Consider the following 11,008-nt stretch of genomic DNA (forward strand, 5'->3'; position numbering starts at 1 on the left):
TCCGGGGTGTAACCGGTTGGCGGTGTTCTGCGAACTCGACCACACGATCCCCTGGTCCCGGGGCGGGACGACCAGTTACTCAAATCTGGCAGCGCTCTGTAAACGTCACCATATGTTCAAAACGGAGGGTTTCTGGCATTACACCCAACCTGAACCAGGGACGATCATCGCGATCTCCCCCGCCGGGGAAACCTACCTCACCAAACCCAACCCACCACCCACACCACCACCACCGCGACCAGAAACCCCACCACCGTTCTAGGATGAAGTGCTTCTTGATGGCCCTGATCGTTCGTGTCTGCGGCTGAACGGTGAGGTAGGGCGGGTTCGCGACTGTTGATCCCGCCTTTTCCACTTTTCCACCCTTTCGGGGGCCGTGGCGGGGGTTTGAGGGTGTGAGGTGGGTGGCGGTAGCCGGGTCTAAGATCCGGCAGGGTCCCGCCGGATCAAAGTGATCAATATTGGGTTGTGGATAACTGGTTGCAAAACTTTGGATTCGGTTATTCTGGTGTTTTCGATTGTTTCGACTTGCCCCGTTGTTCCAGGGAGTCACCATGCCACAGCCTCGCAGCACCTATCGTTCGCGGAGTTCGACCGCCGCATTGGCCATTGTTTTCGGCCTTCTTGTTGCCGGTTGTGAGGGTGATGCCGGGTCTCCTGGCCCGACGAGTCCCGGGACGTCGACGCCAGCGGCCACGTCCTCGGCGCCCGCAGGCACCCCCACACCGTCGGAGCCCGCGACGTCTGGGCCCGCGACGCCTGAGCCGACGGCTGCTTCCTCAGACGGCCCGGCCGCGAACATTCCCCTGCCGGAGAAACCTGCCCTGGCCGATGAAAACACGGTTGAAGGTTTGGAAGCGTTCACCGAGTACTGGTTCGAACTTTTCAGCTACGGGTACCTAACGAACGACTGGTCTGAGTTCCTGGAAATTACCGACGGTGGCTGTGGGACCTGCGCAAACGTTGTAGAGGGTGTGAAGGAACATTTTTCGACTGGCGGATGGGTTGTAGGCGGAAACGCTGAGATTGGCGACTTTTCATCGAAATTTGAAGTGAACACGGCCGGCTCGATCAATTCCTTCGTCGAAGTGGGGCAGGAGGAAGTGACGATGTACTCCCCTACAGGGGAAATTGTCGGAGAGTCACCGAGTTCGGACTCGACTATCGACGCCGTCATTGCCATTTACGAAGGGGATCGATGGATCATGCTTGACTTCGGGTCACCCGAGGGGACGTGATGACGGTGTACCTAAGACGACCGAGCTATGCAATGGCCATTGGCATCAGCATCATGGGATCGACGCTTTTATTCACTCCAGCTCGCGCGGCAGAAAGTGAGTCTGGGATCACATTCAGCGAGTCAAATGTAAACGCTCGAAACTTCATCAGAAAATTGGTACTTGGATCTGGAGGGTCCGAATCCCTTGATCGTTCGGTTGAGCCCGCTGTTCTGCCGTCGGATGATGGGGTTGATTATACGTATGAGCGGGTGTGTACGGCGGGGTTGCAGGATTTTATGGATCCGGCGTATTGCGTGGAGTTGAATGCTCAGTGTGCTGCGCGTGAGGATGGGGTGTTGGTGCAGTGGATTGAGGTGAATCGGAATGCGAGTCCGCCGACTCGGACGGCGACGGGCCGGAGTGGGTGTTTGTATCCTGATGAGCCTTTGGTGGCTCCGACGGTTGGGGCGTTGGTGGTGGCTCCGGTGGTGATTTCGTTGGTTGAGTTTGAGAGTCAGCCGATTGTTGCTGCTGGGGTGTTTTCGCAGCCGGATCATTTCGGGGTGCGTAATGCTTATAGCAATGTGTATGCGGTGGCGGAGGAGCAGGAGTTCACGTTTGTGTTTCGGGATGCGCAGATCCGGTTGAGGGCGTGGCCGGTGTCGTATGAGTGGTCTTATGGTGATGGGTCGGATCTGGTGACTACTGATCCGGGGTCGGCTCTTCCTGGTGATGGGTTCAACGTTCAGACGTCGACGAGTCATGTGTATGTGGAGACGGGGGATTATCCGGTGGGGTTGGATACTTTGTTCGCTGGGGATTATTCGGTCGATGGTGGGTCGTGGTTGCCGGTCGCGGGGTTGGCCAGGGTTTCCTCGGAGCCGCATGTGATGAGTATTTGGCGTAGCGAACGGCACAGTGTCGCGCAGACGTGTCTGGAGAACCCTGCCGGGATCGGCTGCTGACCGCCGACGACCGCTGACAACAGCAATCCGCCCAGAAGCCAGCTGAGGTGGATTGGCGGCGTTCCGGCCCGCCGTATCCTATGGCTCGGCGAAGCACGGTTCGGCGACGCACGTCTCGGCGAAGGCCGGGTGGAAGTGGTCCGCACACCGAACCAGTTAGTGTCCACTAACTGGACGACGCGTCCACATAGTGAGACGCGAGACCTGCCCGTTTGACACCCCCCAAAGGGTGAGTGGAAACTACAGATATGCAGTTCGAACCCGTAGTAGTCCTTCTTGCCAAGCGCGTGGCCTAAAGCCCGACTGGTAGTACTACGTCACGCGCAACCCCTCACGGAGCCAACAAGGCTGAGGGGTTTTTTTGTTCCCACCGGACGCAAAGCGCACGACACCCGAAGTACGCAAGCAGTATCGATTCATCAAGGAAGTCACCAATGTCCAAGGGATCGCCCTCCAGCCCCTCGCTGATGGCCAAACCAACCGCTCCGGCGCGCAACCAGCCCCGCGACGCAGTGCAGGCCGTCCAGCCCACTGCGGTCCGAGGCTCCAACACCGTTGTTCCACCCACTGAGATGCTTGGATCCGCAGCGATCGTGCGCTCACTCGAGGAACTCGGTGTCGACGACATCTTCGGCCTTCCCGGTGGTGCCATCCTTCCAACCTACGATCCACTGCTGGCCTCCAAAAAGCTCCGGCACATCCTGGTGCGCCACGAGCAGGGTGCTGGGCACGCGGCTCAGGGCTACGCGATGGTCACCGGCCGGCCGGGTGTCTGCATCGTCACGTCCGGCCCGGGCGCCACCAACCTGGTCACCGCCATCGCCGACGCCCACATGGACTCGGTCCCGATGGTGATCATCACCGGCCAGGTCAACAGCGCGGTGATCGGATCCGATGCCTTCCAGGAGGCGGACATCGTGGGGATCACCATGCCCATCACCAAGCACTCCTACCTGGTCACCAAGGCCGCAGACATCCCGCGGATCATCGCCGAGGCTTTCCACATCGCGTCGACCGGCCGTCCCGGCCCGGTTCTCGTGGACATCTCCAAGGACGCCCAGCAGGCGACGACGACGTTCTCCTGGCCACCCAGGATCGACCTGCCCGGTTACCGCACTGTGGTCCGCGGGCACTCGAAGCAGGTCCGCGAAGCGGCCCGACTGATCGGTGAATCCCAGCGCCCCGTGTTCTACGTAGGCGGTGGAGTCATCAAGGCCCACGGGGCGGCTGAACTGCTGGAACTGGCCGAGCTCGTCGGTGCCCCGGTGGTCACCACCCTGATGGCCCGCGGTGTCTTTCCCGATTCACACCCGCAGCACGTCGGCATGCCCGGCATGCACGGCTCCGTGTCGGCGGTGACGGCTCTGCAGCAGTCGGATCTGCTCATCACCCTGGGCGCCCGGTTCGACGACCGCGTCACCGGCGTGCTCTCCACCTTCGCGCCCGGCGCCAAGGTGATCCACGCTGACATTGACCCGGCCGAGATCTCCAAAAACCGGACGGCGGACGTGCCCATCGTCGGATCGGTCAAGGAGATCATGCCCGAACTCACCATCGCCCTCCGCGAGCAGTTCGCCGCCACCGGTGCGCCGGACATCGAGGCATGGTGGACCATGATCAACCGGCTTCGCGAAACCTATCCGATGGGCTACACCCAGCCCGACGACGGCCTTTCGGCACCGCAGCACGTGATCAAGCGCATCGGCGAAATGACCGGGCCCGAAGGGGTCTACGCTGCCGGAGTGGGCCAACACCAGATGTGGGCCGCCCAGTTCATCAAGTACGAGCGCCCTCACGCCTGGCTGAACTCCGGTGGCCTCGGCACCATGGGGTATGCGGTTCCCGCCGCCATGGGCGCCAAGGTGGGCAACCCGGATCGCGTGGTCTGGGCGATCGACGGCGACGGCTGCTTCCAGATGACCAACCAGGAACTCGCCACCTGCGTCATCAACAACATCCCCATCAAGGTCGCCATCATCAACAACTCCTCACTGGGGATGGTCCGCCAGTGGCAGACCCTGTTCTACGAGGGCCGATATTCCAACACGGATCTGAATACCGGACACGACACCGCCCGGGTGCCCGACTTCGTGAAGCTCGCTGACGCGTACGGATGTGTGGGCCTCCGTTGCGAACGGGACGAGGATATCGATGCCACGATCGCCCAGGCGTTGGAGATCAACGATCGCCCAGTCGTCATCGACTTCGTAGTCAGCCGCGACTCGATGGTGTGGCCGATGGTCCCGTCAGGAGTCAGCAATGACCTCATCCAGATTGCCCGCGACATGACCCCGGACTGGGAGCAGGAGGACTAACATGGCTCGTCACACGCTTTCCGTTCTGGTGGAGGACGTCCCCGGCGTCCTGACCCGCGTCGCCAGCCTTTTTGCGCGCCGCGCGTTCAACATCAACTCTTTGGCCGTCGGCCCCACCGAGGTTCAGGGCATGTCCCGGATCACCGTGGTGGTTGAAGCCGAGGGTGACCTGCTGGAGCAGGTCACCAAGCAACTGAACAAACTCATCAACGTGATCAAGATTGTTGAGTTGCTTCCCGAATCCTCCGTGCAGCGAGACCACATCCTGGTCAAGGTGCGGGCAGACGCTGCAACACGGCTGCAGGTAACCCAGGCAGCCGACCTGTTCAGGGCCTCGGTGGTGGATGTCTCAACGGACGCCCTGATCATCGAAGCCACCGGCACCGCCGAAAAGCTCACAGCACTCCTGTCAGTGCTTGAGCCGTTCGGGATTCGCGAAATCGTTCAGTCAGGAACCCTGGCCGTTGGCCGCGGAGCCAAATCCATGAGCGATAGAGCTCTCCGCAGCGCCTAAAACACGCCGCCGGTTTCACCCCAAGACCACAAGCTGGACTCCAGCACCAAAACACAGGAGAAAATCAAGTGACTGAGTTGTTCTACGACGACGATGCAGACCTTTCAATCATCCAGGGCCGTACCGTGGCCGTCATCGGCTACGGCAGCCAGGGTCACGCTCACGCGTTGAGCCTCCGCGACTCCGGCGTCGACGTCCGCGTGGGCCTCAAGGAAGGCTCGAAGTCACGTGCCAAGGCTGAGGCCGAGGGCCTGCGCGTCCTCAGCGTTGCCGACGCCACCGCCGAAGCTGACCTCATCATGGTGCTCACACCGGACCAGGTGCAGCGCCACGTCTACGCCGAGGACATCGCCCCCAACCTCCAGGCTGGCGACGCCCTGTTCTTCGGTCACGGCTTCAACATCCGCTACGGCTACATCAAGGCACCTGCCGACGTCGACGTCGCACTGGTTGCACCCAAGGGCCCCGGCCACATTGTGCGCCGCGAGTTTGAGGCAGGCCGAGGCGTCCCGGACCTGATTGCCGTCGAGCAGAACCCGTCGGGCAAGGCCCGTGAACTCGCGCTGTCCTACGCCAAGGCCATCGGCGGTACCCGCGCCGGAGTCATTGAGACCACTTTCACCGAGGAGACCGAAACCGATCTTTTCGGGGAGCAGGCTGTCCTCTGTGGTGGCGCATCGCAGCTCATCCAGTACGGTTTCGAAACCCTGACCGAGGCTGGCTATAAGCCGGAGGTTGCCTACTTTGAGGTACTGCACGAGCTGAAGCTGATCGTCGATCTGATGGTTGAGGGTGGGATCGCCAAGCAGCGCTGGAGCGTTTCCGATACTGCTGAGTACGGCGATTACGTCTCCGGGCCCCGCGTCATCGACCCCTCAGTGAAGGAGAACATGAAGGCGGTCCTCGCTGACATCCAGAACGGTGCCTTCGCCAAGCGTTTCATCGACGACCAGGACAACGGCGGCAAGGAATTCGCGGAGCTGCGTAAGAAGGGTGAGGACCACCCCATCGAGACCACAGGCCGCGAATTGCGGAAGCTCTTTTCCTGGATCAAGACCAACGACGATTACAACGAGGGCTCAGTAGCCCGCTAACAAAACGGCAACAAAGCGGCACGACAGGACTCGGCCAGGACGCTCCGGCGTCCTGGCCGAGTGCTGTGACGGCAGGAGCGGTGACGGCAAGGCGGGCCAACGAGCCGCCGAGTCACAAAGCGGACCCAAATGAGACGCCCATTTAGACTTGCCACACCGCTTCACATTCACCAACTCATACAGCACAGCAGCGAAGGATCACCCCCGTGACCAGTAAACCCGTCGTTCTCCTCGCCGAAGAACTGTCGCCAGCCACTGTAGAGGCACTCGGCCCCGACTTCGAGATCCGGCAAATCGACGGGTCAGATCGCGCCCAGCTGCTTGCAGCGATTGTCGACGCCGACGCCATCCTCGTGCGCTCGGCCACCCAGGTGGACGCCGAAGCCATCGCCGCGGCACCGAATCTGAAGGTGATCGCCCGCGCTGGCGTGGGCCTCGACAACGTCGATATCAAAGCCGCCACCCAGGCAGGCGTCATGGTGGTCAACGCGCCCACCTCCAACATCATCTCTGCCGCCGAACTGACCGTCGGCCACATTCTCAGTCTCGCCCGCCACATCCCGCAGGCCAGCGCCGCACTCAAGGGCGGCGAGTGGAAGCGTTCCAGGTACTCGGGTATCGAACTGTACGAGAAGAAGATCGGCATCATCGGCCTCGGCCGCATCGGCGCCCTCGTGGCGGCGCGCCTGCAGGGCTTCGACACCGAAATCCTCGCCTACGACCCGTACATCACGTCGGCCCGCGCCGCCCAGCTCGGCGTCCAGCTGGTCACCCTGGACGAGCTCCTCGAACAGTCCGATTTCATCACCATCCACATGCCGAAAACCCCCGAGACCCTCGGGATGCTCGGCGAGGCCGCCTTCAAGAAGATGAAGTCCTCGGCCTACGTGGTCAACGTGGCCCGCGGCGGTCTCGTGGACGAGGCAGCCTTGTTCACCGCGCTGCAGGCGAACGAGATCGCCGGCGCCGGCGTCGACGTTTTCGTCACCGAGCCCAGCACCGATCTGCCGTTCTTCACGCTCGACAACGTGGTGGTCACCCCGCACCTCGGCGCGTCCACTGACGAAGCGCAGGAAAAGGCGGGCGTTTCGGTTGCCAGGTCGGTGCGGCTCGCCCTCGCCGGGGAACTGGTGCCCGACGCCGTCAACGTCGCTGGCGGCGTGATCGCACCGGAGGTGCGCCCAGGTATCCCGTTGATCGAAAAGTTGGGCCGGATATTCACCGCGCTGACCCACGATTCGCTCACCCAGATCGAGGTCGAGGTCGCCGGCGAAATCGCCTCCCTGGATGTGAAGGCACTGGAACTTGCGGCCCTCAAGGGAGTCTTCACCGACATCGTCTCCGAGCAGGTCTCTTACGTGAACGCGCCGGTCCTCGCCGAGCAGCGCGGCATCATTACCCGCCTGGTCACCACCCCGGAATCGGAGGAGTACCGCAACGTGCTCACCATCCGCGGTGCCCTGTCCGACGGATCGCAGATTTCGGTGGCCGGGACGCTGACCGGCCCCAAGCAGATCGAGAAGCTGGTTGGCGTCAACGGCTACGACCTTGAGATCCCGATCAGTGAACATCTGCTGGTGCTCCTCTACCAGGATCGGCCCGGCGTGATCGGCACCCTCGGCCGGTTGCTGGGGGAGAAGGACATCAACATCGCAGGCATGCAGGTGGCCCGCAACACCGAGGGTGGCCAGGCCCTCTCCCTGCTCACCGTGGACAGCTCGGTGCCGCAGGACGTGCTCGACGCCCTCAAGGAAGCGATCGGCGCCACGGTGGCCCGCGAGGTGGACCTGCAGGGCTAGGTCTCGAAATGTTTCAGGGCCTCTCGCCGCGACAGCGGTGAGAGGCCCTTTTCCTTGTGCTGCACAAACGCCACCACCCAGTCGGCGTTCGTCTTGGCGTACTCCCTCAGCGCCCAACCAATCGCCTTGCGGATGAAGAACTCTCTGCCGTAGCGACTGTCGGAGAGGTTCGTCCCGACGACGTCGGCCAGCAGCTCAGGGTCGGTAGCAGCCTTGCTGGAGAGCTGGCACAGGATCGCTGTCCGGCGCACCCACAGGTGGTCGTCGCGGGCCCACGCCTGCATCAGCGGTGCCACGGTCTGCGGCGATTCCCGCAGGATCGGTCCCACACCGTGGCAGGCAATCACATCGACAAAGTCCCACCAGGCGCCCGTCTCCACCAGCTGCCGATACAGCGCCAGCGTCTGCTCGTCCTGATACCTGCCATACAGGCGGTCGGTCACTAGCGCGACCGCGGCGTATCGTTCCTCGCGAAAGGCGGCCCAGTCCCACAGTTGGCGGACCGCCCACTCCCACTGCGTCCGGTTAGCGAGCGGGTGCTCAGCGAACACCGACCGGCAGATGAGGTGGAGCGGCCGGGACGACACCCCCAGACAGGGCATCGCCGACTTCATGTAGGCCTGCATCCGGGGCGCCCTCGCCGGATCGGCCACCGCCCGGAGCCGGTCGCGCACGGCAGCGACCAGGTGCCTCGCTTCAGCGACCGCGGCAGGGGAGCCGTCGTCGTCGTGCTCCATGTCAGGGACCATGGCAGGGACGTTACCAGCGGGCCGCCCGGTCACGAAGCGACAACCGGGCCGAAAACAGGGTAATTTCTTTAGGTGACATCCACAGAGCAGCTGCCCCCGTATTACCTCACCACGGCGATCTCCTACCCCAACGGGATCCCGCACATCGGTCACGCCTACGAGGCGATCGCCACCGATGCGTTGGCCAGGTTCAAGCGCCTCGACGGCCATGACGTGATGTTCCTGACCGGTACCGATGAGCACGGCCTGAAGATGCAGCAGACCGCCGACCGGGAGGGCATTCCCGTCCGCGACCTGGCCACCCGCAACGCGCAGGCGTTTCAGGCCATGAACGACGACGTCGGCAGCTCCTACAACCGCTTCATCCGCACCACCGACGCGGACCACTACGAGGCTGCCGCCGCGATCTGGAAGCTGATGGAAGCCCGGGGAGACATTTACCTGGACAAATACGCCGGCTGGTACTCGGTGCGGGACGAGGCGTTCCACAACGAGGACGACACCGAGGTGCGCGACGACGGCGTGCGGTACGCCACCGAAACAGACACCGAGGTGACCTGGACCGAGGAGGAAAGCTACTTCTTCCGCCTGTCCGCCTACCAGGATAAACTCCTCGCGCTCTACTCCGACCAGCCCGAATTTGGGGCACCCCAGTCGCGGTTCAACGAGGTCATCAGCTTCGTCAAGCGCGGGCTGGAGGATTTGTCCATCAGCCGTACCACCTTCGGCTGGGGCGTCCCCGTCCCCGGCAACAAGGACCACGTCATGTACGTGTGGGTGGATGCGCTCACCAACTACCTCACCGGCGTCGGCTTCCCTGACACCGAGTCGGAGCGCTTCAAAAAGTACTGGCCGGCGGACGTCCACGTCATCGGCAAGGACATTTCGCGCTTCCACGCCATCTATTGGCCGGCGTTCCTGATGTCCGCCGGGCTTGAGCTGCCCAAGCGGATCATGATTCACGGGTTCCTGTTCAACAAGGGCGTCAAGATGTCCAAGTCACTGGGCAACACGATCGCGCCGAAGGAGTGGGTAAACCAGTACGGGCTCGACCAGGTGCGGTTCTTCCTGCTGCGTGAAGTGCCTTTCGGCGCAGACGGGTCCTACAGCCACGAGGCAATCGTCGGCCGGATGAACTCCGATCTGGCGAACAACCTCGGCAACCTCGCCCAGCGGTCGCTGTCGATGGTGGCCAAGAATTGCGACGCGCAGGTACCCGCTCCGTCGTCGTTGGCGCCAGCCGACGAGGAGATCCTGGCTCAGGCCAGCGGACTCCTCGAGGCGTCCCGCGCCGCGTTCGACCGGCAGGAATTCTCCCGCGCGCTCGAACTGACCTGGGGGGTGCTGGGCGACACCAACGCCTACTTCGCCGACCAGCAGCCCTGGGTGCTGCGCAAGACCGACCCCGAGCGGATGAACACAGTGCTGTACGTGACGCTCGAGGTGCTGCGAATCGTCTCGATCCTCGCGCAGCCGGTGATGCCCGACGGCGCCGCGCGGCTGCTGACCGCGCTGGGGCAGGGGACCGGGCCCAACGACGTCGCCCGCCAGTTCGTTGCGATCGCCACGCCGCTGGTGCCGGGCACGGCGCTCCCAGCGCCGTCCCCAATTTTCCCGAAGTACGAGGAGCCAGCGGAGGCCTAACCCCTTTCCGCCGAGACGTCAGATCTGGCGACTCAAAGCCTGTCTGAGTCGCCAGATCTCGCTGTTCGCGGCAGGTTAGTGGTCGCCGGTGAGGAACCGCTCGTGAGCCGTGACCCGCATGATGTGCGCCAGCTGTTGCTGCTGGGTGCGGGCCCGCTCGGTCAAGCGACGAAGTTGTTCGGCGTCCAGCGCGGTTGACCCGGTCTCGGTAAGGGCCTGAAGGGTTTCCCACATGCATTCCTTGCCCCGGACGGCGCTCTGGAGTGCTTCGAGCTCCAGTTGCGCACCGCTGCCCTTGTCCGAGCGGCGCAGGTTCAGGGGATTGATTCTGGTCAACTGCGCGCCAACCTGGGCGATGACCATCTTGACCTTACTCGGCGTGTAGCCGAGGGAACTCACGATCTGCGCCAGTTCCTCCCGGTCAGCTGAGATTTCCTTCACCAGCGAGGCGAAGGTCTGCTCGTGCTCGGTGCCCTCCCAGGATCCTTTGGCGGTGGCGAACAGCTTGACTCCCGACGCCGCGGCTACTAGATGGTCATCAAGGTAGGCCGATAGCCTGCTCGAGTCCGCCGGGTTCGAGTTGCTGCGGGGAGTTGAGGACTGATCCATGGTCTGACCTTTCGAGCGGAACCTGCGAAACGTAAAATCTTATCTTCGCAGGTTTCCCCCGGGGAGGTGCCCGGAGATTCCCCCGGGCACGTCCCAGGA

At 62.9% G+C, this 11,008-nt stretch carries 10 protein-coding genes; 8 read left to right on the forward strand and 2 right to left on the reverse strand.

Going from position 1 to position 11,008, the window contains the following annotated elements; all coding sequences use genetic code 11:
• The 7 genes from ACX80O_RS07010 to serA form a co-directional block, all read left to right on the forward strand.
• A partial coding sequence (locus ACX80O_RS07010; RefSeq protein ID WP_459332983.1) for an HNH endonuclease occupies positions 1-262 on the forward strand: 262 nt, incomplete at its 5' end.
• 292 nt (positions 263-554) lie between these two features.
• Positions 555-1,238 carry a DUF6318 family protein gene (locus ACX80O_RS07015; RefSeq protein WP_459332984.1) on the forward strand — a complete coding sequence of 228 codons (684 nt, stop codon included), beginning with the start codon at positions 555-557 and terminating at the stop codon, positions 1,236-1,238.
• A 32-nt stretch (positions 1,239-1,270) separates the two neighbouring features.
• Entirely contained in the window at positions 1,271-2,185 is a 915-nt protein-coding gene (locus ACX80O_RS07020) for a hypothetical protein (RefSeq protein ID WP_459332985.1), read from the forward strand.
• A 434-nt stretch (positions 2,186-2,619) separates the two neighbouring features.
• Positions 2,620-4,500, forward strand: coding sequence for an acetolactate synthase large subunit (locus ACX80O_RS07025; protein ID WP_459306862.1), 1,881 nt, complete (start codon positions 2,620-2,622; stop codon positions 4,498-4,500).
• Position 4,501: 1 nt separating this feature from the next.
• The gene (ilvN, locus tag ACX80O_RS07030) at positions 4,502-5,014 is read left to right on the forward strand and encodes an acetolactate synthase small subunit (protein WP_459306860.1); all 513 of its coding nucleotides are present in this window, start codon (positions 4,502-4,504) and stop codon (positions 5,012-5,014) included.
• A 68-nt stretch (positions 5,015-5,082) separates the two neighbouring features.
• Complete coding sequence (ilvC, locus tag ACX80O_RS07035; protein ID WP_459306858.1) at positions 5,083-6,108, forward strand: ketol-acid reductoisomerase; 1,026 nt, start codon at positions 5,083-5,085, stop codon at positions 6,106-6,108.
• A gap of 206 nt (positions 6,109-6,314) precedes the next feature.
• A complete protein-coding gene (gene serA, locus ACX80O_RS07040; protein WP_459332986.1) occupies positions 6,315-7,907 on the forward strand; it encodes a phosphoglycerate dehydrogenase in 1,593 nt (530 codons plus the stop codon).
• On the opposite strand, the gene ACX80O_RS07045 is transcribed toward serA, so the two are convergent.
• Complete coding sequence (locus ACX80O_RS07045) at positions 7,904-8,656, reverse strand: DNA alkylation repair protein (RefSeq protein WP_459332987.1); 753 nt, start codon at positions 8,654-8,656, stop codon at positions 7,904-7,906. The genes serA and ACX80O_RS07045 overlap by 4 nt on opposite strands.
• A 72-nt stretch (positions 8,657-8,728) precedes the next feature.
• On the opposite strand from ACX80O_RS07045, the gene metG reads away from it, so the two are divergent.
• The gene (gene metG / locus ACX80O_RS07050) at positions 8,729-10,300 is read left to right on the forward strand and encodes a methionine--tRNA ligase (protein WP_459332988.1); all 1,572 of its coding nucleotides are present in this window, start codon (positions 8,729-8,731) and stop codon (positions 10,298-10,300) included.
• Positions 10,301-10,375: 75 nt separating this feature from the next.
• On the opposite strand, the gene ACX80O_RS07055 is transcribed toward metG, so the two are convergent.
• Positions 10,376-10,909, reverse strand: coding sequence for a hypothetical protein (locus ACX80O_RS07055; protein ID WP_459306852.1), 534 nt, complete (start codon positions 10,907-10,909; stop codon positions 10,376-10,378).
• Between the last annotated feature and the right edge of the window lie 99 nt (positions 10,910-11,008).

It is taken from the genome of Arthrobacter glycogeni (genome assembly GCF_054511155.1).